The following is a 25,573-nucleotide window of genomic DNA, read 5'->3' as shown; positions in this document are numbered from 1 at the left end:
TCCGCATGTGATCTGCACCACAACGATGTCGCCAGCACCACCCGCAACGCCATGACGTCCCCGCAGATCACCACCACTGTGAGTTACGGACACGCGAGACCCAGACCAGTCCCGCAGACCCCGGAAGATAGTGCCAGATACAGGCATCTTCAAAGGTGAATCCGAGATCACCCAAGCGCATCCTCGCTGAGCGAGCGCCGGTTGACTTCACATAAAGCCAACCGCTTCCATCTCTTTCTGGATCCAGCGCTCATCGTCCGCTTGAAAGACACCGTCTTCATCGACGAAGAAAACGCCCTCTCGGTAACAGGCGATAAGGGTCTCGATCATTTGCTCCACACTCCTGTAGGCGACCCTGAAATCCTCACCAACCACAACACTGACAATATGCGATCGCCCTGTTTCGAGCTCATAAGCCGCCGCATAAAAGTCACCCCCACCTGTGCCCAGCATTGGGAAGAAAGTCGACAGCAGAAGTGGATGCGGCAGCTGATCACGTCTCATCGCGGAGGATTCGGTGACAGAGAGCGGCTCGTACCCAGGAACGAGAGCAGCATCATTCTGAGTTTGCCCGGGAAGATAGGCCACACCATCGCACCAACGGAACCATGCTGCGACATCCGAAGGGACTGACTGACCGAAATACCGTTCCAGGAGAGCGGTCGAGGCTCCGGCCTTCCTATGCGCCACCACGGGAAGTCGAAGCCTTTCCGCCTCGCCCCACAACTCCCTGATCAATTCATCAAGCATGCCCGTCCGTACTCCTCAGCGAACCTTGACCGCGAATTGGTCTCCGGGACCGACACCCGCAGTCCGATAGAACTCTTTCAAGGCCCACCCATGACTGGAATTAATCGACCCTGGGGAAAGGGTAAGGGTTGCACCCGCTCCACCCTCTACCGTTGAAGCGAAAGGATACTCCTCCCACGTTGCATTAGCAGCGAACTGGCGGGGCCTGGGAGCATGCGCTTGTGCTTGACGCCTCGCGGCTCGGGCAGCTGCTTCACCCCCGCCCCTCCTGGTGACGATAGCCGGAGCACCATTGCTTACAGCCTTGAGGAAGTTCGCCGCCTGCGGCGCGTGGGCGGCCGAGTCGATCTCGTGCACAGGAAGAATGGTGGTTTCCCCGGCGGAATCCACCGCGAATACCCTGGGCCCACAGTTGTGGACAAGGATTGGGGTAGAGCCTGCGAGTACGTAGTAGGTATGCAACCCGCCGACGGTCAGGTCGTAAGTCGTCCCGCTCTGGTGGAAGTTCCGGACCCCCACCACCGTGACAGTCGTCCCGGCCGCCGTCCGCAGCTTCGTGCCCGGCGTCAGGTCGTGGGCGTCGGTCCAGTGGTGGTGGGTGGCGTCCCAGAAGGGGTGGTGCCAGGTGGTGGTCAGGGTCTTGCCGGTGGGGGAGGACTTCTGCGGTGGGCCGCGGGTCGGCGCCGTGGACAGGGTCAGCGTCGTGAAGTCCTTGTCCGTCTTCGTGACGATGACCCGCTGGACCTTCTCAGGGGCCGTGACACCCGTTTGGGGATCCGTCGCCAGGACCGTGTCCCCGGCCTTCACCTTGCTGATCGGTTTCGACGTGCCGTCGGCGAGCCGGACCTCGGTGTCGGGCACGAAGCTGTGCACCGTACACGCCTCGACCGCCTCGGCCCCCGCTTCCTCCGCCGATCCCGCCTCCGACAGGAAGCGTTCGGCCTGCACCGCGTCCTCGGCGACCTTGGCCGCCTCCTCCGCGTCCTTGACCGCGGTGTACGCCCGGTCCAGAGCACGCCAGACCTTGAAGGCCTCGACACCGACCTTGATCGCCTTGAAGACCTTGCCCCAGGGGACCGCCGTCAGGGCCGTGTTGATGCACCCCATCACGTCGCCCTTGGTGAAGCAGTTGTAGGCGTCGGTCAGACCGAGGACGTCCGCGACGAGACTGAGCAGTTGGTGCTTGAAACCCGAGGCCTGTCTTCTGGCCGCGGCGACCGCCGCGTCCGCCGTGGCCTTCTGCCGCTCCAGAGCACGCTGTTCCGCCTGCGCATGAGCCGTGGAGTTGCTGATGTCCGCCTTGTACTGCTTGGCATACGCCTTGGTGTTGCTGGGCGTGCTGCCCGACCCCGCGTAGTCGTGCATCGCCTGCTGGGTCGGGTGACCCGGCGTGTAGTTGAGGCAGGCGGGGCAGTTGCGGGTGGGGCAGTCGATGTCCGCGCAGGTCCCGCTGGGATCGGAGGCGGTGACGGGTGTGTCCGCGGCGTAGTCGTAGGCGTTCCACGACTGGGGGTCACCCGGGTCCAGCACCGGGTCCGGGCTGAGGAAGCGGCCGATCGTGGGGTCGTACTCGCGGGCGCCCAGGTTCGTCAGGCCCGTGTTGTCGTCCTGGACCCCGCCGACGTATCCCTGTTGCCCGACCCAAGTACCCGACTGGTCCCGCGTCTCGCCGAAGGGCTTGTACTGGCGGCGGACCACCTGCTGCGTCTGCGAGTCGATCTGCAGTGTGCCGGTGCCCTGGCGGTCGGGGACCAGGTACGTGAACTTGCCGTCGGAGGAGTGCGTGGCCACCGTCTCGCCCGCGATGGAGATGTACCGCACGCCGTCGGCGCTGGTGGCGCCGGACTTGAGGGTGATCTCCTCGTCGCCCGTGTAGAGGGTGGTGGCGCCGGGGCTACGGCGCAGCAGCAGGCCGCCGTCGGCGTCGTACAGGTACTTCGTGTCGCCCGCCGACCCCGTCGACGCCAGCTCGGACAGGTCGCCCTCGTCGTCGTAGGTGAGGGTGTCGGTACCCGAGCGGGTGGTGCGGGTGAGGACGTTGCCGTCGGCGTCGTAGGTGTAGGCGTTCGTGGTGTTCGCCGTCGAGTCGCCCGGTACGACCGTGTCGACCCGGGCCACCGCGTGCGCCGGGCCCGCGCCCGACGCGACGGGGGTGTACGAGGCCGTCGCATCCTTCGTCACGGTGCCGGTCGTGTCGTGGTCCACCTGGCTCGCACGGGCGCCGGTCGCGTCGTACGTCCACGACTGCCAGTACGGTGAAGGCCCGCCCACCGTTGAGGAGTTGCCCGCCGCCGGGGTGGCCGTGCAGTCGTCGGTCGCCGTCCACGCCGACTTCAGCCGCTGCGCCCAGTCATAGGCGAAGCACTGGGTGTCGGTCTGACCGCTCTCCAACTTGTCGCTGATCTTTGTGACGTTTCCGGACGGCTGGTAGGAGTACGCCGTCTTGTCGGCGATCGCCGCGCCCGACTGGGTGATGGTGGTGGAGTTGGTCAGCCGATGGGTCTGGTCGTCGTAATTCAGGGTCTGCTGGGCGAAGTTGCCGGACGTGCCGTACGTGAACTGGTACGGCTCGTCGAACTCCGTGTAGCTGAGCTTGTTGACGTAGGCCCAGCCACCGGTGCCGCTGCCGACCGCGACGGGCCGGTCGAAGGCGTCGTAGGTGTAACCGACCGATTCCTCCGGCAGTTTGACGGCCGTCGGGTCCTGGTCGGTGTAGTTCGACAGTGTGCCGGTGAGGTTGTACGTGTTCTGGTGGATGTAGTTGCCCGCGAGCGCGCCCTCGGCCGTCGGCATGACGAGTTCGGTGGCCTGCACCCAGCCGTGGCTGTCGTAGCCGAGCACCTTCTCGGTATAGGCGGTGCCGCTCGTGCCGCCCACATAGCGGGTGGACGAGGTGGGCTTGCCCTTCTTCAGCGTGTCGTACGTCCAGGCGGCCAACTCGTTGCCGGCTGCGGCCGTCACACCGCCCGTCGTGTCGAACTCCGCTTTCTTACGGCCGAGTTCGTCGTACTGGTAGCTGATGGTCTTGCCGCGCGCGTCGGTCGTCGTCAGCAACTGGCCCGCGTTGTCGTACGTCGAACCGGATGTACCAGTGTCGGGGTCGGTCTGGGAGGTGCGGCGGCCGAGGAGGTCGTAGTGGCTGTTCCAGGTGTTCCCCTGGCCGTCGTCCTGACCGGTCTGGTGGCCGGCCGCGTCGTAGGAGTAGGTGACGGTGTCGGCGGCGCCGGTGGGGGTGGTGCCGTGGTAGCGCAGCAGTTTGACCAGCTGGTCGCGGGCGTCGCTGTACGTCGTGGTGGGGGTCGCGCCCGCGGGCGGCGTGACGTCGACACGGTCCGAGCCGGGGTAGGCGGTGGTGGTACTCCATGTCTCCGAGGCGAAGTGGTAGGCGATCGAGGCGGTGACCCGGCCCGCGCCGTCGTAGACCGTTCCGGTCTGCGATGGGGTCTGGTTGTCCGCGGCGTCGACCAACGTGCCTGAAGGAGCACCGGTGTTGTAGTAGGCGTCGGACGAACTGACCGCCCAGCCATGGCTGTCGTAGACGGTGTCGGTGATCGTGCGACCGCCGTCGACCGTCGCCGTCTGCGTCTCGCGGGGACGCAGCATCGCGTCGTAGATCGAGACGGAGGTGCGGTAGGCGTTGTCGTCGGTGAGGGTCTGGGTGGTGACCGTGGACGGTACCGACGGCGAAAGGCTGTAACTGAACTTGCTGTTGGGGTTGTTGGCAGTGGAGAAGCCAGGGTTCCACACCGCGGTGAGACGGCCCAGCGGATCGTAGGTACTGGTGGTGGAGTAACTCGCCGCGTCCGTGGTCTTCAACTCCAGGCCACGGGCCGGGTCGAGCGTGGTCGTGGTGGCGAACCCGGCCGTCTGACCGGTGACCTTCGGCTGGGTGACCTTGACGGAAGTTGGGGCCGCGCCGGTCGTGGGGGTGTAGGCCGTGGTCGTGGTACGGCCGTCCGCATCGGTCTCGGTGAGTTCGCGGCCGTAGCTGTCATAGGTGTTCTGCAGAGCCGTGACGCGGTGGATCGTGCCGTCGGCGGCGACCGAGTCGGCCTTCTGCACCATCGTCACGTCACCCTTGCTGGGCACCGCGCTGTTGTCCGTCGAGTTGTCGAAGAACGTCAGGTCGTCGCTGAGCAGGTCCTTCGTGTAGTCGGGGGTCGTCGAGCAGGAGACGGAGACTTCCTGGACCCGGCGCGGTACCGGCAGGTTGGCGCCCGAGGCGTCCTGGACGTACCAGGTGCGGGAGCACTTGTCGTCGGTGGATGTCGAGGTGTCGCCCAGGTCGTCGACGGCCGTGGGCAGACCGGTCGCGCCGTCGATCGTGTAGTCGACCTCGGTGGTACGCCCGGTGCCGTCCGCCTTGGTGGTGACAGTACGGGCCCGCTTGATGTTGGTGCGGTGGGCGACCAGCGGATCCAGGCCCGCGTTCGTACGGGGCTGTGTGGCCGTCGCCGCCGAACTCCACGGGTCGGTGACGCCGTCCGAGAGCAGGTCGCCGCCGTCACCGTCGTAGGACTGGGCCTCGAAGGTCTGGCCCGCCAGCCAGTCGGAGTCCTTCTGCGGGTCGTCGCTCGCGGAGTCGTCGAGGGTGACGCTGCGGGTTCCCGAGGAGGTCTTGTCGCCGTCCATGCCCCGGAAGAAGGTCTCCCGGGAAAGGGTGATCGTCGCGGGGGACGTGCCGGTGCGGGTCTCGACCGTGCCGTAGCCGCGCCACTGGTTCCAGGTGCGGTACTTGGCCTGGGTCATCGGGTCGTCGTTGAAGTGCCAGGCCGGGTCGCCGATGTACTTGTACGACGTCTGCACGGGCAGCCCGCCACCCGTCGGGTCCTGTGCCGTAACGGAGTTGACGACGAACTTGTTGAACCAGTCCAGCTGCGGGGAGGTCTGGCCCGGCGGGGTCCAGTACTGCGGATAGCAGCGGTAGGTGTTGGCGTCCGGGCTGGACGGCAGGACCGCGGTGCCCGTGCGATGGCATTGCGGTCCGGTGTAGTTGACCGTGATCACCTCACCGGACTCGGTGGTGACCGTGGTGAGGCGGTAGCGGGTGATCGGCTGGTATCCGTCCAGTCCGTCGACCCGGTTGGCCAGCGCCTGCCCGGCGAACTTCACCGGCGGCAGGTCCAGGCTGCCGCCGTCCTTGCCGGTGTGCACGATCTGGCTCAGCCACAGCGACGGGGTGGTGGTGTCACCGGTCGACGGGAAGCTGTGGGTGAGTGCCCAGGCGTCCACGTCCTGGTAGGCGGTGCCGACCAGGACCTGGGTGCGGATGCCGGTCAGGCGTCGGGTGGTGAAGAAGGACGGGCCGTGGTTGGCGCAGGTGCCCGTCGACGCACAGGTCTGGTCGACGGGGACGTCCGGCCAGTGCGTGGCGTTCGCCGTCGTCATCTTGGCCGCGGCACAGTCGAAGTCGGCGTCGGCCAGGCAGCGTTCGGAGGTGTCGAAGAAGACCTGGGCGGCGGCCGGTGCGGTGCCGTCGTAGACCTTCCCGGCCAGTTGACCGTACTGGATCTTGGCGAGGTAGCCGCCGCGGGAGTACGGCGTCGGGGTGGTGGAGTTGTCCCGACCGTAGTAGCCGGTCTCCGGCGTGTACCAGTAACTGACGGCGTTGCCGTGCGGGTCGACGGTGTAGTCGAGGTTCCATCGGTAGCCCTGCTGGCACCAGGAGTCGGCGAAGGCGGCGGCGTGGCAGGGCTCGCCCGTGTCGTTGCCGTAGACCGGTGTGGTGAACACCGAGTTGGTGGTCGCGGCACCGGTGGTCCAGCCGGGCAGACGGTTCAGGCCGAAGTAGTACTTCGTGCCGTCGGCCGTGGTGACGACGAAGTACTCGTTGTCGTTGTCGCCGTTGACCGTGTCGGACTTGAACTCGATCTTCTCGCCGTTGTCACCCTGCGGGTGCCAGGTGCCCGAGTCCTTGTCGTGGACAAGCGTGTTGGACGAGCCGTTCAGCGACAGCGTCAGGGTGTCGACATCGTCCGACCAGCACTCGTCGGAGGTCTTCGGCGTACCGTTCGCCGCGTCGTCGGAGCAGGAGGCGTAGCCGCGCTCGACGAAGCCCGGTGAGTAGTCCCAGCCGTCGCCGATCCAGGAGGACTGGGCATTGGTGGAGGTCGTCCGGCCGTCGACGCTCTGCGAGCTGTAGCCCAGGGATACGCTCGGGGTCAGACCGCCGGGGACGTCGGGCACCGATATGGGGTACGAGTACGTGAAGGCGCCGCTCGAACCGCCGGCCGACCACTGGCCGGACGGGGCGAGGGAGGTGGCCGCGTAACTGCCGCCGCCACCCGAGGCGGTGGCCTCTGCGGCGAGGACCGTGGGCTGTGCGGAGGCGGACAGCGGGACGGCGGCCGAGACCGTCTGGGCCTTCGCGTCGTTGGTCGAGGTCAGCGGGGTCTGCTCGCGGCAGGCAGCGGACCGTGGAGTCGTCAGAGCACAGGCCGGAAGCTGTACGAGGCTCAGCCGACCGGCCCAGTCACCGCCGTAGGCGTCCCTGAACGCCGAGTAGTCCAGACCGACTTGGGCGGTGCCGGCCTGGTCCGGTCGTACCGTGAAGACCACACCGTGGACTCCGAGCTGCTGCGCGGCCATCTGCCCGGGGAGCGACACGTGCACGCGGGTTCCTGCCGCCGCCCCGTGCGCGCCGCCCGCCGCGGCGACGGTCACCGGCACGCTGTCGGTCCGCGCGGCCCCGTGCGCGGGAACCGCCACATCGGCCGCCCCCTTGGCGGGCCAGGTCCGGTGCGCCTCGGCAGAGTTCCACCGGGCCATGGAAGGCACCTTGGCCGCGTTGCCCTTGACGGGCGACACCGGTACCGGCTTTTCCTTCTCGGCCTTGACGAGGTAGTTCGGGTTCTTCGTGTCGGCGAGGGCAGCCTGCGGCAGGAGGAGTCCCGCCAGGAGTCCGAGTGCGGCGACGGCGATGACCCACAGGGTCGATCTTCGGTGCAACCGCATGGTCTGCCCGTAAATCGGCCACAGCGCATTACGACGCACCACGAACCCCCCAATTCAGCGTGACTGCCGAGGGGTTATTCGATCAGGACGTAATTCAATTCCGCAGGACCCTCACGGTAAGGATCGGGTATGGAGATACCCATGAACCCTTCTCGCTCTCACCAAGTGACGCACAGCCAAAGGCACTTTCCAGCCACTGGTTGTGGGCGGGACAAGAATGTGGTTAACCTCCTCGCGCCTATTTCCTGCCTCGTATTCGGACTCGACTTGGGGGGTAAATGTCCGAGAGATTTACAGGCCGGTTTCTCCTGATGGCGGTCGTCGGCGCGATGTCCTTGTCCCTGGTCAGCGCGATGCCAGCCACCGCCACGGACGACGGTGGTGCGATGCCCGTGTCCACGCCGGCACCGGCCCTGCCCGAGACCACCCCGGAAGGGCCACTGGGCACCACACGGGCCCCGGACGACTCGGGGTTGACCAAGGACCAGCAGGCCGCTCTGGCCGACGCCCAGGGCCGCGCCGCCGACAGCGGCAGCCCCGTCACGGTGGACGCGCTGACGACCGAGACCGCCACCGTGCAGGCGAACCCGTCCGGCACGGTCACCTGGACGACCACTCTGCTGCCCGAACGCGTCCGCCGGAACGGTGCGTGGGTCCCTGTCGACGCCACGCTGCAAGAGAACGCCGACGGCACGTACAGCCCTGCGGCCGCCTCCGAGCCTCTCGTGTTTTCCGGAGGTGGCACCGACCCACTGGTGTCCATGACGAGCGGCGCCGCTCAACTCGCCTTCGCCTGGCCCCAGTCCCTGCCCAAGCCGACCGTGTCCGGCGCCACGGTCACCTACGCCGACGTACTCAAGGACGTGGACCTGCGGCTCACCGCAGACACCCTCGGCGGCTTCTCCGAACTCATCGTCGTCAAGACCGCCGAGGCCGCCGCGGATCCTGCGCTGGCCACCCTGAAACTGACCACCCACGCCACCGGTGTGGCGGTGTCCGACGACGGACACGACAATCTCCAGGCCGCCACAGCGGCGGGCCAAGTGATGTTCAGCGCGCCGCAACCAGTGATGTGGGACTCCTCGTCGTCCGCCGCGAACGCCCACAGGCTCACCGCGGAAGCCGACACCGACGACACCACGACGTCCGCCCCTGTGCCCGGGATCGGCGCGCAGGTCGCCCACGTCGCCGACGACGTCAACGGGAACGAACTCTCCCTCACCCCGGATCGGGACCTGCTCACCGGTTCGTCCACCCAGTACCCGGTCTATATCGACCCCGCATGGAACCCGCACTATGCGACCGGCAGCAAACAGCACTATGCGGAGACTCAGCAGGGCTGCCCCTCGGCGAAGAACTACGACTCCACCCAGTACGGCGATCCCGGTGTCGGCTACAACAGCTGGTCCGGTTGCATCGGCGACGAGCGCTCCTACTTCCAGCTCGGTATCCCCTCCGCCGTCTGGGGCACCCACATCGTGGCCGCCACGGTCGATGTCAAAGAGAACTACTCGGCCAGTTGCAGCCTGACCTCCGACGTCAGGCTCTACCTCACCGGAGCCATCAGCTCCGGAACCACCTGGAACAACCGGCCGGCCCTCTCCACCCTGCTGAAAACCCAGAGCTTCGGCCCCGCCTGCACCAGCGAGCCGTCCGGCGGCTTCTCCGTCACCTCCACCATCGCCAACAAGGCTGCCGCGAAGGACACGAGCTGGACGTTCGCCCTGGTCAACAGCCAGGAAAGCAGCAGCGACGGCAACTACTTCAAGCGGTTCGCCAACAACCCGTCCATGTCCATCGAGTACAACCACGTTCCCGCCAAGCCCGCGAGTCTGGCTGCGAAGTTCGGCACACACTCGGTCGGCTGCGGCACAGCGACGCCGTATCCCGTCATCGGGAAGACCCTGGCGACCATTCCCCCGACCCTGAACGCCGTCGTCAGCGACGGCGACAAGGACGCGCTGGCCGCGACCTACAAATACTGGGTCAACAGCGCCACGGCCACGACGACCGCCAGTGCCACCGTCGCCAGCGGCCAGAACGCGCCAAAACAGCTCTCCGCCACCTTCATGAGTGCCCTGAAGACGGGTGACGTGGTCAGCTGGAGCGTCACCGCCAGCGACGGCAAGGACACCAGCGCGACCTCCTCCACCTGCCACTTCAACGTCGACCTCACCGCCCCGGCCGCGCCGACCGTCACCGACGCGGACGATCTCTACCCGGAGGACGGATCCGGCGTCACCGCGGCGGGTACACCCGGCAAATTCACCCTCACCACCAACAGCGCCACCAAGTTCCTCTACGGCCTGGACGCCACCCCGCCCACCTCCAACACACCGGCCTCGCAGGTCGCCACCGCGTCCGGTAACAGCGCCACCGTCTCCGTCACCCCCACCGCCCCCGGCACCCACACCCTCTACGTCTACGCGGTCGATTCCGCCGGGAACGTGTCCACACAGCAGCAGTACCAGTTCACCGCGCTGGGGCACGTCGGCAAGACGTACGCCAGTCTTCAGGCCGCCTTCAACAACACCGCCGTCACGGACGACAGCACCAAGGCCGCGGCCGACGCGGACGGCTATGGCGCCACCATGTCCCTCCAGGACCTGAAGGCCGCGGGCTGGCAACCCGGCGGCAAGGTCACTGTGGACGGCGCCTCCTTCACACTGCCCTCCTTCACATCCAGCAGCGGCGACAACGTGATGGCCGCGAACCAGACCATCCAGATGAACGGCGCCGGCGGTGCCCTGGTGTTCCTCGGCTTCTCCACCTACGGCTTCGTCAGTTCCGACCGTGCCGGGGACGACTACTCCAGTCCCGTCGTCCCCGACGGCACCTCCGTCAGCGGCACCGGATGCACTCTCGGCAACGGACAGTACGAGGACTGCCAAGCGGGTGGGCCCTACGGTTCGATCACCTACGCGGACGGCACCACGGACGCCTACCACCTGACCGTCCCGGACTGGGTCTACGGCTCCAACGCCCTCGCCGCGATCACCCTCCCCCATCGCAATCTCTCGACCGGAACTCAGGAAACGCGCAGCACCAACATCTACGCCTTCGCCGTCCCGCTGAAGGCCGGTGTCCAGGTCAGCTCCGTCACCCTGCCCGATCTCAGTGACGCCGCCCGTAAGTACACGCCCGGGCTGCACCTGTTCGGCATGACCGTCCGCGACACGTCCGCGGCTTCCGGCGGCTCGAAGTGGACCGGCGCGTGGAGCAGTCCGAACGAGGGCTCGTTCAACTACGAGGGCACCGACTACAAGGACCAGACCTTCCGTATCTCCGCCGACCCCAGCCTGGCGGGCTCCAGTGTCCGTATCCGGCTCTCCAACGCTCGCGGACGTACCCCGCTGACCATCGACCACGCCACCTTGGCCACCCAGCTCTCAGGAGCCGTCCCAGCCGCGACGCCCGCCGACCTGACCTTCAACGGGGGGGAGCAAGTCGGTCACCGTACCGGTCGGAGGAGAGGTGTACAGCGACCCAGCCGACTACACCGCGACACCGGGCAAACGCATCATGATCAGCCTCCATCTGGTCAACGACACCCCCTACCTCGTCCAACACAGCTGGGCGAGCGCCGCGACCCAGTACGTCAGCGCCGTCGGCTCGGGTGACCACACAGCGGACACCGCCAACACGGCGTTCACCGGAACCGGTGTGGTCTCGGGCTACTTCACCGACATCCTCACCGGTATCGACGTCACCACCGGCGACAGTCGGCCCACCGTGGCCGTACTCGGCGACCACCTCGTGGACCCCTTCGCCGACGCGACGACCCCGGGGCTCGCCACACGGCGCCTGTCCGACGACCTCGCCACCGCCCTGCGGACCAACGATCAGGGCATACCGGACTACGGCGTCGTCGCCACCGGCATCGAGAACAACCGTCTCGCCGCGGAACAGAGCCAGGGGGGCCCGGCCGCACTCACCCGCCTGGACCGTGACGTCCTCGCGCTCCCCGGCATCACCACGGTGATCGTCGACGAAGGGCTGGAGGATGTCGTCGCCGGAACCGACGACGTCGTGGTCGAGGGAGCGCTTGCCACGCTCGTCGCACAGCTCCGCGGCTGGGGCATCAAGGTCGTCCTCGCCACCCTCACTCCGTGCCAGGGTTACGCCCCCTGCACCGCGACCGTCGACACCGCACGGACGGACACCAGCACCTGGATCACCGACCAGGTCGACTTCACCTCACCCACCGTGAGTTACGTCGACGCGGAGGCTGTGGTGTCGGTGACGGACACGACGAGTACGGCGGACCCGCAGCCACTGAAGCTGGGCGCCGACGCGGCCCCCGCCGACTTCGACTCCGGTGATCATGTCAATCTGACGGCGGACGGATACGTCGCGATCAGCGGCGCCTTCGACCTCGGTTCCCTCGGACCCGACGCGTAGAGGCACACCGTCACTCGCGGAGCGGGTACCAGCCTATGAGGTCCCAGGTGCCCGCCCCGCCCCAGAACGACCCGTTCGAGGAGGTGTACGTGAAGTTGTGCACCGGCTACAACGGCACCGGTGACTGCAGCGACGTCATCGACCCCGGGTCGGGGAGTACCTGAGCCCCTTCAGCTCGGTCGGCCCGTACCCGTGATCCCCAGCGGCCCCGCGATCTCCTCCGCCATCACCCGGCCCGCCTCGAACTCGAGCGTCTCGTCGCCCATCGCCTGGTCGGTGTCGAGGCCGTCCAGTTCCTCCAGGGGCTGGTTCAACCTCACATGCGCCACAACGGACTGCAGGGCGCGCAGGGTCGCAGAGGCCGTGGAGCCCCAGCTGGAGAAGTAGGAGAACTGCCACCACCACAGGGCTTCCGTCGTGCGGCCCGCCCGGTAGTGGGCCATGCCGTGGCGCAGGTCGGTGATCACGCCCGCGAGGTCGTCGGAGATCCGCGCCGGGACCGGCGCCTTGCGGGGCTCGTACGGGTCGAAGACCTCGGAGTAGACGTCGACCGGGTCCAGGATCCGGGCGAGGTTCTCGCGCAGCTCGTCCACGTCCGGCTCCGGGCCCAGGTCCGGCTCGTAGCGCTCCTCGGGGACGATGTCCTCGTGGGCGCCGAGCCGGCCGCCGGCCAGCAGCAGCTGGGAGACCTCCAGGAGCAGGAAGGGCACGGCCGAGTCCGGCTCGTCGCCCTTCGCCACCTCCATCGTCGCCACCAGGAAACTCTCGATCTGGTCGGCGATCTGGACCGCGAAGTCGTCCGGGTTCTGCGTCGTGTCGTGCAGCGTGGCGTCAGACATCTAGGAGTCGTCTCCCCTCGAAGGCGCGGCCGAGGGTCACCTCGTCCGCGTATTCCAGGTCGCCACCCACCGGGAGGCCGCTGGCCAGGCGGGTGACCTTGAGGCCCATGGGCTTGATCATGCGGGCGAGGTACGTCGCTGTGGCCTCCCCCTCCAGGTTCGGGTCCGTGGCCAGGATCAGCTCGGTGACCGTACCGTCGGCCAACCGGGCCAACAGTTCTCGTATACGCAGATCATCGGGTCCTACACCCTCGATCGGGCTGATCGCGCCCCCCAGGACGTGGTACTTGCCACGGAACTCCCGGGTGCGCTCGATCGCGACCACGTCCTTCGGCTCCTCCACCACACAGATGACGGAGGGGTCGCGGCGGGTGTCGCGGCAGATGCCGCACAGCTCCTCCTGCGCGACGTTTCCGCAGGTCGCGCAGAACCTGACCTTCGCCTTCACTTCCAGAAGGGCGTGCGCGAGCCGTCGTACGTCGGTCGGTTCCGCCTGCAGGATGTGGAAGGCGATCCGCTGGGCGCTCTTGGGACCGACGCCGGGCAGCCGCCCCAGTTCGTCGATGAGGTCCTGGACCACGCCTTCGTACAACGGACTGCCGTCCTTCCTGGGGTTCCTTGCGATACGTACGCTAGTTGGCCGGGGCCCCTCTTCGAAAGCAGGGCCCTCTTAGAAAGGCAGGCCCGGGATACCGCCGCCGCCGAGACCCTGGGCCAGCGGGCCGAGCTTCTGCTGCTGGAGGGTCTGGGCGTTCTCGTTGGCCGCCTGTACGGCCGCCACGATCAGGTCGGCGAGGGTCTCGGTGTCGTCCGGGTCCACCGCCTTCGGGTCGATCTTCAGCGCGCGCAGCTCGCCGGCGCCGGTGACGGTGGCCTTGACCAGGCCGCCGCCCGCCTGACCGTCGACCTCGGTCCTGGCGAGTTCCTCCTGCGCGTTCGCCAGGTCCTGCTGCATCTTCTGGGCCTGCTGGAGCAGCTGCTGCATGTTGGGCTGGCCACCACCGGGGATCACGATCAGCTCCTGTGCTTTCCGCCTCGGTCTTCCGTCTGTCCCGAGCCTACGTGTTCCGGGCACCCGTCGCCCCAGCACTCTTTCGAGTGAGTTCACGGGGAGTCCTATACCTGATCAAGGCCCACTTCCGGGCGGAAAAGAGGTGAAACGCATCTCTTCGCCACCCATTGGGCGCTAGGAAGGGACCCGGCACATCAGCATCAGGTGTCACGCGACGTGATCAGTAGGGAGTACCGGGTGGGTCAGCCGGAGATGCAGCCCGAGGGCCCGCCCCAGGACGGGCAGAGCGACCTCGCCGGGCGGACGTTTCCGCTCGGGGACTGGGGCGAGCCCGCCCAGCGCCTTGACGAGCTGTACCGGTGGGTGGAGCGCGGGGCGCTGGAGACGGCGGCCTGGTATCTCACGGACCGGGTGTGGAAGCGGCGCGCTGCGCGGGCCTTGCGGGGTGGGGCGGCGGCGGGGGCGGTCACCGGGGCGGGGTTGCCGTTGCTGGGGCTGACCGGGGTGGCCGGTGACGGTGTCGTGGCCTGGGGTTATCTCGCGCTGCTGCTCGCGGTGGCCTGTGTCGCCGTCGACCGGTTCTTCGGGGTGACGTCCGGGTGGATAAGGGACGTGGCGACCGCGCAGGCCGTGCAGCGGCGGCTTCAGGTACTCCAGTTCGACTGGGCCTCGGAGAGTGTGCGAGAGGTTCTGGGGCCGGCGGACGGGACGGCGAGCGAGGCGGCGGAGCGGTGTCTGGGGGTGCTGCGCCGGTTCTCCGAGGACGTGACGGAACTCGTCCGAGTGGAGACCGCGGACTGGATCGTGGAGTTCCGGAACGGGTCGGCGCCGATGGGGATCCAGGGGGCGGTGGCTTCGGGGTCTCGGTCGGATTCGGGGGGTGGGCAGGGGCGGATTCCGTTGCCTCCTGGGCCTGCGGCCCGGCCGAACATGCCTCGACAGAGGCCGCCTGAGCCGCGGTAAGCCGTCGAGTGCGGGTTTCGTCGTGGCTTGTCGCGCAGTTCCCCGCGCCCCTAGGTGGGTGACGGGAATGCTACTGGGCTGCGGAGGCCGTCTTTGTTTACCGCCCGTACCCCGAAGAACACGTTGTCCTTGGACAGGTCCACCTCGAAAGCAGTCACATCACCCGCGTCGATGACATGCGTCCATTCCGGGGCCGTTGTTTCTCGCCATACGACTTCGTAGCCGGCCAAGTTCGGTTCGGTGCCCCTCGTCCACACCAGCCGGGTGGAGTTCGTGAGGGCGCTCGTGTCGATCCTGACGCCCTTGGGCGTGCCCGGTGCCTGGGCCAGGGTCCAGAGGGTCGCCGCGTTCACGCGGGCCACCCTCGCCGTGAACGCGAAGTCGCAGAACTCCGGGAGGTCGCCGTACTGCTTGCCCGTGTCGTCGACGCGGACGTTCTGGTGCTGGTGGGCGAAGTCCTCGGCCGGTTCGGTGAAACGGGCGGCCGGGTAGGCGCGTTCGAGGAAGGGGATGTGGTCGCCGCCCCGGAGGTAGCGGTCGCGGCGGTAGACGACCCGGACGTGCATGCCGGTCGCGTCGTTGTCGGCGACATCCCTGACGAAACGGGCCAGTTGGCGGGCGGGTGAGTCGTTCTCGCCGCCCACCGAGCGGCGGATCGCGGCCTGTTCGGGGGGCTCCGAGGTCGGGACGCCCTCCGCGAAGAGACGGATCGTGTATGGGTCCCGCGTACCGTCGTCCGCCGTGGAACTGCCGACGATGTCGTTGGTGAACATGCCCTGCACGTCGGTGCCGGCCGCCTTCAACTGCTGGGCCAGATAGGCCGATCCGTACAGCCCCTGCTCCTCCCCCGCCACCGCCGCGAAGACGATCGTCGACGCCGGCCGGCGCCTCGCCATCACCCGCGCCAGCTCCAGGACCACCGCCACCCCGGACGCGTCGTCGTCCGCGCCCGGCGCGTCGGACACAGCGTCCATGACGTCGGTGACGCGCGAGTCGTAGTGGCCGGAGACGACGTACACCCGCTCGGGGGTCACCGAACCCCGCAGTGTCGCAAGGACGTTGGTGATCCGCGTCGCCGTGGGGATCCGGGAGGCCGGTTCCTGGACGTACGACTGGAGTTCGGCCGTCATCCGGCCGCCTGAAGTCGCCGCGTACGAGCGCATCTCGGCGAGCAGCCAGTCGCGGGCGGCGCCGATGCCGCGCACCGGGTCGTCCTGGACGGAGAGGGTGTGCCGGGTGCCGAAGGAGACGAGCTTGCGTACGGTCGCCTCGATGCGGGCCGGGTCGATCTCCCGCAGCAGGGCGCGGAGTTCGCGGGTGGGGCGTTGCGCGGTCGCCGGGGGCCGGGTGCCGGAGGGCGCCGCGGCGGCCGTACCGGAAACCGAAGCGGTACCGGTAGCGCCGAGCGCCGTCGCGGTCAGGACCGTTCTCCTGCTGGGGCGCATGTGTCCTCCCGGGGCCGGCGGGACCGATGCCTGCAATGGTCGTGCACACAACAAAACACGGCAAGGGCACCTCGTCTCTCAAGAGCCCCTCGGCACCGGGGAGTTACCCGCACAGCTCCGGCTGCCGCCCGCACGGCAGATGCCCCTGCTCCCGGATCACGTCCTGGCTCGTGCTCTCGTCGAGGTACGCGAGGAAGCCCGCCGCGAGCGAACCGGGCCGCGGGGAGCCGTAGGTGTAGGCGTACTCGACGCCCCGGTAGGGGTAGTCGCCGAGGGAGTCGACCGAGGCCTGTTCGCCGTCCAGCGCGACGCGGCGTACGCCCTTGTGGCCGGTGGCGAGGGTGAGTTCGCTGTAGCCGAGGGCGCCGGGCCGGTCGGCGACCTTGTCCAACACGTCCTCGGTGGAGGCGAGTTCGCAGCGGGTGACAAGGGAGCGGTTCGCGGGCGGGGTGCAGTCCAGGGAAGTGGTCGGAGTGCCCTCCCAGGCGCCGCCCAGGACCCGCTCCTGGAAGATCTGCCGGGTCCCCGAGTACGCGTCCCGGCTCACCAGCACCACCGGCAGGTCGGGCAACCGGGGCAGCGTGGCCGGGCGGGAGGCGTTGAGGTCGCTCCAGCGATGGATCTCGCCCCGGTAGAGGCGCTCCACCTCGGCGCGGGTCAGCCCGCGCATGCCCAGATCGATGCCGTCGTTGACGACGAGCGTGAACACGGACAACGCGACCTTCTCACCGCGCAGCCCCAGGCGGTCGCCCATCGGGCCGTCCGAGAAGGCGATCACCGCGCGAGCGGCCTTCGCCTTCTCGGCTCCGAGAGCGGCCAGCCCCGACACCCCCGCCTCACTGCCACGCGCCTCGACCCGGATGTCGGCACCCTCGCAGTCCTTCTCGTACTCCCTCGCGAGCGTCTCGACGACGGGCGCGAACGCGGTGGACCCGGTCACCGTGAGCCGGCCGGTCTCGCAGCCCAGCGGGGGCGGGGTGTCGTCGCGGGCGATGATGATCGTCGCGAGGACCAGCACGGAGACGGTGAGCAGGGCCGTGAAGACGCGGGCCGGCGGGCTCAGTACGGGCGGGATCTCGTCCGGGGTGGCGCTGCGGTTGGGGTGCACCTCGCCGTCCCGGATGCCGCCGGTCATCCGGATCGGATCGCCGACGTCCCCGCCGGAGAGCAGCACGAGCAGCTTGAAGTGCTCGCCGCGGTTGAGGGGGACGCGCGGGATGTGCAGCCGGTTGCCCTCGTAGCGGAAGCCGCGCTCGGGGGTGAAGTGGTCCATGAGGTGGTCGGTGCCGACCGGCTGGGTGACCGAGACCCCGCGGACCGTGCGGTCGCCGAAGACCGCGGTCAGGCCGTGCCGCGCGGGGCCGGTGTAGTCGTCGCGGTCGATGCCCTGGGAGCCGTCGTTCTCGATGCGCAGCAGGACGAGGGTGGCGTCGGACATCTCCGGGGCCTCGTCGAACAGCCCGAGCCGGACGTTGGCCCGCCCCAGCCGTACGTCGTCGCCGATCGGGTTGTCCATCTGCACCCGGTACCCGATCCGCTTCCTGCGCGGCACCCGGCGCTCGTACCAGACCATGACCCCGGACGCGACGACCCCGAGCAGGGCGGTCCCGACCGCCACGACGTTCTCCGCGCTGAACCACTCCACTGTGGGCGCCCCCGCACCTCCCGCAGCCGCTCTTATGTCCACCGTACGGCCGTACGAGCACCCTTGAAGGGCGACCGGAACGAAGTTCGCCGGGCGTTCAACCGGCGTACGCGCAGGCGGAGTTCAGGGCGAGACCGTGGGGGACACGGCAGGACGCGAACCGGCCCCCTCCAGCGCGGCCCACACCGAGCACCCGGCGCCCACCGCCACCACCACGGCGACCACGAGCAGCACGAGAGTGACCCCCCGAGCGGGCCGCCGCCCCTCCTCCACCGGGTACGGCGTCAGATACGTCCCGGCGGGCAGCGGATGCTGCTGGGAGTCGTCGTCCCCGGGATCGGCGGCCGTGTGCTCCTCCCCCACCACACCCCCTTGGTCGCACAGCCGTACGACAGAAGTGTCCCCCTGGACAACCTGTCGCGGAAAGGCCCCGTCCGCAGACACGACGCCGATGTCGCAGCCCCCTGCCCGCCGCCTACGCTCGGCCGCATGACCCCTCAGCCACACCCCGAGGTCGGCGTCGCCGTGAAGGCCGTGGACCGTGCTCATGTGTTCCACTCCTGGTCCGCGCAGGAGCTGATCGACCCGCTCGCCGTCGCCGGTGCGGAGGGGTCGTACTTCTGGGACTACGACGGGAACCGCTACCTCGACCTCACGAGCGGGCTCGTCTACACGAACATCGGCTACCAGCACCCGAAGGTCGTCGCCGCGATCCAGGAGCAGGCGGCGACGCTGACCACCTTCGCGCCCGCCTTCGCGATCGAGGCGCGCTCGGAGGCGGCCCGGCTGATCGCCGAGCGGACCCCGGGGGATCTCGACAAGATCTTCTTCACCAACGGCGGCGCGGACGCGGTGGAGCACGCCGTGCGCATGGCCCGGCTGCACACCGGCCGTCCCAAGGTGCTCTCCGCCTACCGGTCGTACCACGGCGGCACCCAGCAGGCCGTCAACATCACCGGCGATCCCCGGCGTTGGGCCTCCGACAGCGCCTCCGCCGGGGTCGTGCACTTCTGGGCGCCGTTCCTCTACCGCTCCCGTTTCTACGCCGAGACCGAGGAGCAGGAGAGCGCGCGGGCGCTGGAGCACCTGGAGACGACCATCGCCTTCGAGGGGCCCGGCACGATCGCCGCGATCATCCTGGAGACCATCCCGGGGACCGCGGGGATCATGGTGCCCCCGCCCGGCTACCTCGCCGGCGTACGGGAACTCTGCGACAAGTACGGGATCGTCTTCGTCCTCGACGAGGTCATGGCCGGGTTCGGCCGCACCGGCGAGTGGTTCGCCGCCGACCTGTTCGGCGTCACCCCCGACCTCATGACCTTCGCCAAGGGCGTCAACAGCGGATACGTGCCGCTCGGCGGGGTCGCCATCTCGCAGGAGATCGCCGAGACCTTCGCCAAGCGGCCCTACCCCGGCGGCCTCACCTATTCCGGCCACCCCCTCGCCTGCGCCGCCGCCGTGGCGACGATCAACGTCATGGCCGAGGAAGGCGTCGTCGACAACGCCAGGCACCTCGGTACGACAGTGCTGGAGCCGGCGCTCAAGGACCTCGCCGCCCGCCACCCCAGCGTCGGCGAGGTGCGGGGCGTGGGCATGTTCTGGGCCCTGGAACTCGTGAAGAACAAGGAGACCCGCGAGCCGCTGGTGCCGTACAACGCGGCCGGCGAGGCGAACGCCCCGATGGCCGCCTTCGCCGCCGCCGCGAAGAAGCAGGGCATCTGGCCGTTCGTCAACATGAACCGGACGCATGTCGTGCCCCCGTGCAACGTCGGCGAGGCCGAGCTGAAGGAAGGGCTTGCTGCGCTGGACACGGCGCTGTCCGTGGCGGACGGCTTCACGGAGTAGCCCCCCGCTTCCAGGCAGAACCCCGGCCGAAACGGAGTAACCCTCCCTGACGGTCGAACGCGTAAGGTGGCGTGCTCGTAGAGATGTACGAGCACGCCTTTTCCATGCGCGGAGGGAGACGCCTCGACCATGCCCGACAGCAGTGGCAACGGTGCCGTGACCCGCAGCACCCTGCGACAGCAGATCGCGGACGCGTTGCGGGACGAGGTGCTGGCCGGGCGGCTGCAGCCGGGGCAGGAGTTCACCGTGAAGGAGATCGCCGAGCAGTACGGCGTCTCCGCGACCCCGGTGCGCGAGGCGCTCGTCGACCTGTCCGCGCAGGGACTGCTGGAAGCCGACCAGCACCGCGGCTTCCATGTCCACGAGTACTCGCTCGCCGACTTCCGGGGCATGATCGAGGCCCGCAGCCTGGTCACGGACGGCATGTTCGCCTCGCTCGACGCGGGCCACAAGATCCTCGACGAGCTCGACGACCCCCGGGTCGCCGCGGCCGTGGCCGGTGTCCGGCGGCGCGGCGAGGAGGCGCAACGGGCCGCCGTCGCCGGTGACCTGACGATCCTGATCGGCTACGACCTCAGGTTCTGGCGGGAGTTGACCGTCCTGTTCGGCAACCCCTACCTCGCCGACTTCCTGCACCGGCTGCGCGTACAGACCTGGGTGTGCACGGTCCAGCACCTGCGCCGGCTCACCGATCTGCGCGGCAGCCTGTGGTCCGGGCACACGGAGTTCGTCGAGGCGCTCTACCGGCGCGAGACCGACAAGGCCCGCAGTCTGCTCGTCGGCTACAACGGGCACTATCTGTCCCTCATCGAGAGCCTCGCCACCGACTGAGGGGACCCGGTACGGGTAAGGGACCAGCACGAACCCGTACGACAGGGGCCGTACCGACGCCCCACCGACTACCCTGCCCTGACCACCGTGTGAAGATGTCCGCGCACCGCGAGTATCCGAGGAGCTGTCTTTTGGCCTGTGACCTGTGGCTGGTGCCGCTCGTCGACGTGTTGTGCCACACCCCGGACAACCCGTTCGCCGAGGAACTCGCGCAATACAACAAGGTGCTCGCCGAGGCCGGACTGCCACCGGTGCCGGTGTACCAGTACATGCCCGGGCTGTCCGGCGAGGTCGCCCCGGTGGCCGGCTTCGACTACGACGCCCTGCACTTCCTGCGCCGCGCCTACCTGCTCCAGGTCTGCGGGCTGCCGGTGACCCCGGTCGACGAACTGGGCGGCGACTACGAGCAGTTGCTGGAGATGTTCGAGACGACGGCCCAGCAGTCGCACCTGGTCTGGCACTACGACCACGCGGGCGCCTATGTCCCCGTGGACTTCCCGCACCCGCTCGCGAGCGACGAACTGCTCGCCGGCGGCGGCCCGTTGGGCTCCTCGCAGACCCTGCTGCGGGAGCTGGAGTTCGTGGCCCCGGTCATCGGCATCGACCCGGCCAACCCCCCGGCGCCCCCCGAACCGCCGCGTGCTCCGACCGAGCTGGAGGAGCCGGCCGTCCCCGCGCCGTACGACCCCAGCCCGTTCGCCCGTGAACGCCATGTGTGGCTGGGCCTGCACGCGGCGGCGACCAGGAGCCTCGCCCAGGGCTCGATGATCATCTTCAGCTGACGGCGAGTACCGCCTGGGTACTTGTCTGAGTACGGCTACTCAGGCGGCGACTCGCCCCTCCCCGGCATCGTGGATCTCACCGACACGATCCCTGTTCGTCGAGCACGCCGACGCGAGCCTCGCCGGGGTCTGGGCCTTCGTCGTGACCGCCCCGACGTCGTTCCTGTTCGTGGCCCTGCCCGGCCCGCTCCCGTGGATCGGCGTGGCGGTGGGCGCGCTGGTCCAGGCGGTGGCGCTGGGCGCACTGTACCGGGGGGTCACCGGCCGCCGCGTCACCTCCCACGCCTGATCCTCACCGCAGCTGGGACAGCCCCTTCTTCAGGTCGTCCAGGTTCATGATCGGGAAGATCTCTACCTCGGCGTTGAGGTGGGAGAAGAAGGGCTCGCCCACGGGAGGCAGGTCGGAGCTGTCCTTCATGTCGAACACGAGGAAACAGGTCCGCCGGCCGCCCTCCGGCCCGAAGTAGGCGGCTTCGGGCTTGATGTGCTCCAGCGTCTCCCCCAGCAGGTCCTGCATCTTTCCCGTGCGCAGGACCTCGTTGGCTTTGTCGGTGTCCAGTGTCGCCTTGAGCATCACGCGCATCGCACTCACCTTCTTCGCCACGGAGACGCGCGTACGCATACATCGTAAACCCGATATATCAGCCTTACCCCTCGAACGGGTGAAAGCTCGCATAGGGGCATGAACCCCTGGGCATGCAGCGCGCATGCGCCCCGCCGTGATCTTGCTCGCCGTCCTCGCGGCCCTTCTCACCGGCTGCACGGCACCACGGTCCGGGCAGCTCCCGCCCGACGACGCGCTTCCGCCGGACGACGTGATCAAGGCGGCCACCCGCAGGCTCACCGACCAGTGCCTGGCCCGGCAGGGCATCACCCCCCGCTCCGGCGCCCGGCGCGTCTCCGACGCCCTCTTCGGCGCCGGCCCCGCCGAACTGTCGCTGACCCTGCCCACCGGCTTCACCGTCCGCGCCCACACCGACGGCTGTCTCGCGGCCGCGCAACGGCGGCTCTACGGCGACCAGGACCGCTGGTTCCGCACCTCGACGGTGGTCGACAACCTGGAGCCCGAGGCCGCGCAGGCCGGCCTCGCCCTGCCCGAGATCCGCGCCCGGCACCGCGCGGAGATCACCGAGTGGCGGCGGCTGCGCGCCCACGCCCTCACCGAAGCGACCGCCCTGCTGGAGGGCGGCACCCCGAAAGGAACCACGTGAAGCGCATCATCGCCGTCCTCACCGCCGGACTGCTCGCCACCGGAGCCGTCCTCGCCACCTCGGCCTCGGCCCAGGCGGCACCCTGCGGCCGGGGCAACTTCTGCGCCTGGACGGACGCCAACTACCAGGGCCTGAAGGTCGAGTGGAGCGGCGACGACGGCTGGTGGGAGGGGAACATCGCCGACCAGGACTCCTCCTGGGCCAACCACGGCATCTCGGGCCCCGGCATCAAGGACTACGTGAAGGTCTACGCCTCCGCCTGGCAGGGCGGAGGCGTGACGGTCTGTCTGGCCCCCGGCCAGGAGGTCAGCTACAACGGCGCGGCCAACGACCGGGGGGACTCGCACATCTGGGCAACAGGCTGCTGACCTTCTGGACGGCCCGCTAGAACGTGCCCGCGTTCAGGGCTGTCTGGAGGTGCCGCGTGGTGTCGGCGCCCCACTTGCCGTCGACACCCGAACCCACCTTCTTCTGGAGGGCCTTGATGGTGTTGGGGCCGACGACCCCGTCCGCCGTCACCTTCAGATAGCCCTGGAGCGCCTTCTTGGTGAGCGTCCCGAAGGAGCCGTCGACGCTCAGTTTGGCGCCGTGCTTGTTCAGGGCGCGCTGCATCGCCGCGCAGGTCGCCGGACCGAACTCGCCGTCCACGGTGAGCTTTCCGGCGGCCGGCGGCTTCGGGGCCGGCGGGGTCGGCTTGGTGCCGCCCTTGAGCGCGGACTTCATCACGGCGGCCGACGCCGGTCCGTACACCCCGTCCACCGCCAGGCCGTACTTCTTCTGGAAGGCCCGTACGGCGGTGTCGGTCTTCGCGCCGAAGTCGCCGTCCACGACGAGCCCGGACTTCATGACGGTGTTGAGGTTCTGCTGGAGCGTCTTGACCGCCTGGCCCTTGGAGCCCTTGCGCAGCATGCCGTCGGTGGACGGCAGCGGACTGGCGTCGCCGTAGCTGGGCCGGCCGTAGCCCACCACGCAGGACGAATTGCGGCTGCGGCGCTGGCACTTGTCGCTGGTGTTGCCCTCGATGGTGGTGATGGTGCCGTTGGAGTGCACCGCCTCGACGACGCCGACATGGTCGATCCTGCTGATGGACCGGCTGCCGTTCCAGTCGAAGAAGACGATGTCGCCGGGGCGGATCCCGCCGAGGCCGTAGTGCCAACGGCCCTTCGCCTTGAAGGCGTTGGCGTGCGCGACGGTGTAGGCGAACTTGCCGCAGACCGCGCTGAGGTTGTCCGAGTGGGCGGCCGCGTAGCTGACGGTCATGTCGCACCACGCGTCGTCGAAGCCGTACCAGTCGGTGATCTTGTTGCTGTTCGAGCCGGGCGGGTACTCGGCGGTGCCGATGAGGGCCCGCATCTGCGCCAGCATCCCTGCGACGGATCCCATCTCACACCTCCGTGTTCTCGGGAAAGACGGAGATGTCCCCCTTGACGACCTTCTTCGGGTCCTGGCTCACGCCCGCCTGATCCGGGTCGACGTCGAACAGCCCGGCGCCGCCGCGCGGTTCCACCGGCTTCTGCTCGCTCGCCGCGACGGCGGCGACCGCTTCGTTCTCGGCCATACGGCTCCCCCATGGATGTGGTTGTCGTGCTTATCCGTGAGTCTGCTGAGCCGCGAGAGGACTGTCGTTGGCAGCGCGCGCACTGTTTGTTGGCACCGAGCGCACCCGGAACGCGGTCGGCGCGATGCCGTACGCGGTGCGGAACGCCCGGCTGAAATCGGCCGGTTGGGGAAATCCCCAGCGGGCCCCGATGGCGCAGACGGGGAGGTGGGCCAGTCGCTGGTCGGCCAGGTCGCGCCGGCACCGCTCCAGCCGCTGCGCCTTGATCCAGGCGGCCACGGTCAGTCCCTGCCGCTGGAAGAGGCGGTGCAGATAGCGGGTGGAGATGTGGTGGGCCGCGGCGACGTCGTCGGGCGTGAGGCGGCCGTCGCCGAGATGCTGGAGGACGTACGCCTGGATACGCGGCAGGAGGGGCTCCGGTACGGGTTCTGAAGGCCGTAAGTCCAGTAACGCACCGGTGAGTTCGAGTACCGCCGAGCCCAACCGCCGTTCCTCGTCGGGGCGGTACGGGGTGGTGTCCCGGGTCAGTCCCGTCAGTAATCCGGCGACCAGACCGCCCAGACCGTCCCGGCCGTTGAACGTGCGAGCCACGCACTGGGCCGGAGCGCCGGGGACGACGGGGAGATGGGCGGTGACGACGGTGTTCCGGGGCGCGGTGAACGCCAGCCGGAACGGCCGTCCTCCGTCCAGCAGCACCAGATCCCCGCGGCCGGCCCTCGCGGTGCGGCCCTCCTGGTCGACGACGAGTTCGCCGGCCAGCAACAGGGCCAGATGGTACGGTCCCCCGCCGTCCCCGGTCAGTGACAGCGCCGGGCAGCGCACGGCGGACAGCCTCACCGCCCCCAACTCCCTTGTGCTGCCCGGCTTTCCCAGCTCCCTCGTCCAGGTCTCCGCGTCCATCGCTCTCCCCCGAGGCGGATGAATAGGTCCGGTACCAGTGTTACCGGCCGCGCATAAATTTCCGATGGACGTCCGGTACCGGTAGCGCCCTCAGAGCACCGGTGCGGGGTCCGCCGCCCGGGTGCGACGGCGGGTGAGCAGCGTCCAGGTCGCGGCCGCCGTCGCGCTCACCACGAGGGTGCAGAGCAGCAGCGTGGTGTGGGTGCCGGCGGCGTCGGCGGCCCGGGCGACGGGGTTGGGCAGGCCGAGGCGGTCGGCCAGCCAGCCGAGGGCCGCGAGGCCGGTGAGCACCGCGCCGGTCAGCCGCAGCGCGGGGCCGACGCGCAGGCGTGCCAGGACCAGCAGGGAGGGCAGGGCGAGGCAGACCAGCAGGAGCTGGACCAGTTCGATACCGAGATTGAAGCCGAGCAGGCTGGTGACGAGTTGACCGGTGGACA

21 protein-coding genes and 1 pseudogene are annotated in these 25,573 nt (G+C 68.8%); 9 read left to right on the top strand and 13 right to left on the bottom strand.

The genetic code is table 11. The features are described from left to right. Window positions 1-207 precede the first annotated feature (207 nt). Together ABZ896_RS24175 and ABZ896_RS24170 are read right to left on the bottom strand one after the other, a co-directional pair. Window positions 208-750 (bottom strand): hypothetical protein, encoded by a 543-nt coding sequence (locus ABZ896_RS24175; RefSeq protein ID WP_360932676.1) that lies wholly within the window; start codon window positions 748-750, stop codon window positions 208-210. Between the two features lie 15 nt (window positions 751-765). Then, complete coding sequence (locus tag ABZ896_RS24170; RefSeq protein WP_360932673.1) at window positions 766-7,704, bottom strand: RHS repeat-associated core domain-containing protein; 6,939 nt, start codon at window positions 7,702-7,704, stop codon at window positions 766-768. 278 nt (window positions 7,705-7,982) lie between these two features. Between ABZ896_RS24170 and ABZ896_RS24165 the strand changes: the two genes are divergently transcribed. Both ABZ896_RS24165 and ABZ896_RS24160 read left to right on the top strand, forming a co-directional pair. Further along, window positions 7,983-11,324 (top strand): hypothetical protein, encoded by a 3,342-nt coding sequence (locus ABZ896_RS24165; RefSeq protein ID WP_360932670.1) that lies wholly within the window; start codon window positions 7,983-7,985, stop codon window positions 11,322-11,324. Next, the gene (locus ABZ896_RS24160) at window positions 11,227-12,105 is read left to right on the top strand and encodes a hypothetical protein (protein ID WP_360932667.1); all 879 of its coding nucleotides are present in this window, start codon (window positions 11,227-11,229) and stop codon (window positions 12,103-12,105) included. Before ABZ896_RS24165 ends, ABZ896_RS24160 begins: the two co-directional genes overlap by 98 nt. A gap of 170 nt (window positions 12,106-12,275) precedes the next feature. Here the strand turns inward: ABZ896_RS24160 and ABZ896_RS24155 are convergent, their stop codons facing one another. The 3 genes from ABZ896_RS24155 to ABZ896_RS24145 form a co-directional block, all read right to left on the bottom strand. Continuing rightward, window positions 12,276-12,944 (bottom strand): DUF5063 domain-containing protein, encoded by a 669-nt coding sequence (locus tag ABZ896_RS24155; protein ID WP_360932664.1) that lies wholly within the window; start codon window positions 12,942-12,944, stop codon window positions 12,276-12,278. Beyond that, complete coding sequence (gene recR, locus ABZ896_RS24150) at window positions 12,937-13,536, bottom strand: recombination mediator RecR (protein ID WP_360932661.1); 600 nt, start codon at window positions 13,534-13,536, stop codon at window positions 12,937-12,939. Before recR ends, ABZ896_RS24155 begins: the two co-directional genes overlap by 8 nt. 78 nt (window positions 13,537-13,614) lie before the next feature. Continuing rightward, a complete protein-coding gene (locus ABZ896_RS24145) occupies window positions 13,615-13,956 on the bottom strand; it encodes a YbaB/EbfC family nucleoid-associated protein (protein ID WP_360932658.1) in 342 nt (113 codons plus the stop codon). Between the two features lie 237 nt (window positions 13,957-14,193). On the opposite strand from ABZ896_RS24145, the gene ABZ896_RS24140 reads away from it, so the two are divergent. After that, window positions 14,194-14,919 (top strand): SLATT domain-containing protein, encoded by a 726-nt coding sequence (locus ABZ896_RS24140; RefSeq protein ID WP_360932655.1) that lies wholly within the window; start codon window positions 14,194-14,196, stop codon window positions 14,917-14,919. Between the two features lie 50 nt (window positions 14,920-14,969). On the opposite strand, the gene ABZ896_RS24135 is transcribed toward ABZ896_RS24140, so the two are convergent. From ABZ896_RS24135 to ABZ896_RS24125, 3 genes are all read right to left on the bottom strand, one after another. Then, window positions 14,970-16,364: a M20/M25/M40 family metallo-hydrolase gene (locus ABZ896_RS24135; protein WP_360932652.1), complete on the bottom strand. Its 1,395-nt coding sequence runs from the start codon at window positions 16,362-16,364 to the stop codon at window positions 14,970-14,972. Window positions 16,365-16,467: 103 nt separating this feature from the next. Then, window positions 16,468-18,009, bottom strand: a complete 1,542-nt coding sequence (locus ABZ896_RS24130) for a substrate-binding domain-containing protein (RefSeq protein ID WP_360932649.1) — start codon at window positions 18,007-18,009, stop codon at window positions 16,468-16,470. 123 nt (window positions 18,010-18,132) lie between these two features. After that, the gene (locus tag ABZ896_RS24125) at window positions 18,133-18,372 is read right to left on the bottom strand and encodes a hypothetical protein (protein ID WP_360932646.1); all 240 of its coding nucleotides are present in this window, start codon (window positions 18,370-18,372) and stop codon (window positions 18,133-18,135) included. A gap of 126 nt (window positions 18,373-18,498) precedes the next feature. On the opposite strand from ABZ896_RS24125, the gene ABZ896_RS24120 reads away from it, so the two are divergent. The 4 genes and pseudogenes from ABZ896_RS24120 to ABZ896_RS24105 all read left to right on the top strand — a co-directional run. Continuing rightward, complete coding sequence (locus ABZ896_RS24120) at window positions 18,499-19,854, top strand: aspartate aminotransferase family protein (protein ID WP_360932643.1); 1,356 nt, start codon at window positions 18,499-18,501, stop codon at window positions 19,852-19,854. A 129-nt stretch (window positions 19,855-19,983) separates the two neighbouring features. Continuing rightward, window positions 19,984-20,685, top strand: coding sequence for a GntR family transcriptional regulator (locus ABZ896_RS24115; protein ID WP_360932640.1), 702 nt, complete (start codon window positions 19,984-19,986; stop codon window positions 20,683-20,685). 131 nt (window positions 20,686-20,816) lie between these two features. Beyond that, entirely contained in the window at window positions 20,817-21,467 is a 651-nt protein-coding gene (locus tag ABZ896_RS24110; protein ID WP_360932754.1) for a hypothetical protein, read from the top strand. Between the two features lie 88 nt (window positions 21,468-21,555). After that, window positions 21,556-21,756 (top strand): annotated as a pseudogene (locus ABZ896_RS24105) (hypothetical protein); the annotation flags it as partial. Window positions 21,757-21,759: 3 nt separating this feature from the next. Here the strand turns inward: ABZ896_RS24105 and ABZ896_RS24100 are convergent. Continuing rightward, window positions 21,760-22,050, bottom strand: a complete 291-nt coding sequence (locus ABZ896_RS24100; RefSeq protein WP_360932637.1) for a DUF3303 family protein — start codon at window positions 22,048-22,050, stop codon at window positions 21,760-21,762. A 124-nt stretch (window positions 22,051-22,174) separates the two neighbouring features. Here ABZ896_RS24100 and ABZ896_RS24095 point away from each other — a divergent pair, with 124 nt between their 5' ends. Both ABZ896_RS24095 and ABZ896_RS24090 read left to right on the top strand, forming a co-directional pair. Further along, entirely contained in the window at window positions 22,175-22,678 is a 504-nt protein-coding gene (locus ABZ896_RS24095) for a hypothetical protein (RefSeq protein WP_360932635.1), read from the top strand. Then, complete coding sequence (locus tag ABZ896_RS24090) at window positions 22,675-23,046, top strand: peptidase inhibitor family I36 protein (RefSeq protein WP_360932632.1); 372 nt, start codon at window positions 22,675-22,677, stop codon at window positions 23,044-23,046. The genes ABZ896_RS24095 and ABZ896_RS24090 overlap by 4 nt, the downstream gene beginning before the upstream one ends. 16 nt (window positions 23,047-23,062) lie before the next feature. Here ABZ896_RS24090 and ABZ896_RS24085 read toward each other — a convergent pair whose 3' ends face one another. From ABZ896_RS24085 to ABZ896_RS24070, 4 genes are all read right to left on the bottom strand, one after another. Beyond that, the gene (locus ABZ896_RS24085) at window positions 23,063-24,061 is read right to left on the bottom strand and encodes a peptidoglycan-binding protein (RefSeq protein WP_360932629.1); all 999 of its coding nucleotides are present in this window, start codon (window positions 24,059-24,061) and stop codon (window positions 23,063-23,065) included. A gap of 1 nt (window position 24,062) precedes the next feature. Beyond that, window positions 24,063-24,236, bottom strand: a complete 174-nt coding sequence (locus ABZ896_RS24080; protein WP_360932626.1) for a hypothetical protein — start codon at window positions 24,234-24,236, stop codon at window positions 24,063-24,065. Between the two features lie 30 nt (window positions 24,237-24,266). Then, a complete protein-coding gene (locus tag ABZ896_RS24075) occupies window positions 24,267-25,136 on the bottom strand; it encodes a helix-turn-helix domain-containing protein (protein WP_360932623.1) in 870 nt (289 codons plus the stop codon). Window positions 25,137-25,226: 90 nt separating this feature from the next. Next, on the bottom strand, window positions 25,227-25,573 hold a 347-nt coding region (locus tag ABZ896_RS24070; RefSeq protein ID WP_360932620.1), incomplete at its 5' end, for a HupE/UreJ family protein.

Origin of the sequence: Streptomyces sp. NPDC047072 (genome assembly GCF_040643855.1) — a bacterium.
Taxonomy (GTDB): Bacteria; Actinomycetota; Actinomycetes; order Streptomycetales; family Streptomycetaceae; genus Streptomyces.
Note: the sequence above shows the minus strand (reverse complement) of the source record. Positions and strands in the feature narration are given on the sequence as shown.

Coding starts and splice junctions, on each gene's coding strand:
- ABZ896_RS24175 (WP_360932676.1), bottom strand. CDS start 750: ATGCTTGATGAATTGATCAGGGAGTTGTGGGGCGAGGCGGAAAGGCTT.
- ABZ896_RS24170 (WP_360932673.1), bottom strand. CDS start 7,704: ATGCGGTTGCACCGAAGATCGACCCTGTGGGTCATCGCCGTCGCCGCA.
- ABZ896_RS24165 (WP_360932670.1), top strand. CDS start 7,983: ATGTCCGAGAGATTTACAGGCCGGTTTCTCCTGATGGCGGTCGTCGGC.
- ABZ896_RS24160 (WP_360932667.1), top strand. CDS start 11,227: ATGATCAGCCTCCATCTGGTCAACGACACCCCCTACCTCGTCCAACAC.
- ABZ896_RS24155 (WP_360932664.1), bottom strand. CDS start 12,944: ATGTCTGACGCCACGCTGCACGACACGACGCAGAACCCGGACGACTTC.
- ABZ896_RS24135 (WP_360932652.1), bottom strand. CDS start 16,364: ATGCGCCCCAGCAGGAGAACGGTCCTGACCGCGACGGCGCTCGGCGCT.
- ABZ896_RS24120 (WP_360932643.1), top strand. CDS start 18,499: ATGACCCCTCAGCCACACCCCGAGGTCGGCGTCGCCGTGAAGGCCGTG.
- ABZ896_RS24115 (WP_360932640.1), top strand. CDS start 19,984: ATGCCCGACAGCAGTGGCAACGGTGCCGTGACCCGCAGCACCCTGCGA.
- ABZ896_RS24100 (WP_360932637.1), bottom strand. CDS start 22,050: ATGCGCGTGATGCTCAAGGCGACACTGGACACCGACAAAGCCAACGAG.
- ABZ896_RS24095 (WP_360932635.1), top strand. CDS start 22,175: ATGCGCCCCGCCGTGATCTTGCTCGCCGTCCTCGCGGCCCTTCTCACC.
- ABZ896_RS24085 (WP_360932629.1), bottom strand. CDS start 24,061: ATGGGATCCGTCGCAGGGATGCTGGCGCAGATGCGGGCCCTCATCGGC.
- ABZ896_RS24080 (WP_360932626.1), bottom strand. CDS start 24,236: ATGGCCGAGAACGAAGCGGTCGCCGCCGTCGCGGCGAGCGAGCAGAAG.
- ABZ896_RS24075 (WP_360932623.1), bottom strand. CDS start 25,136: ATGGACGCGGAGACCTGGACGAGGGAGCTGGGAAAGCCGGGCAGCACA.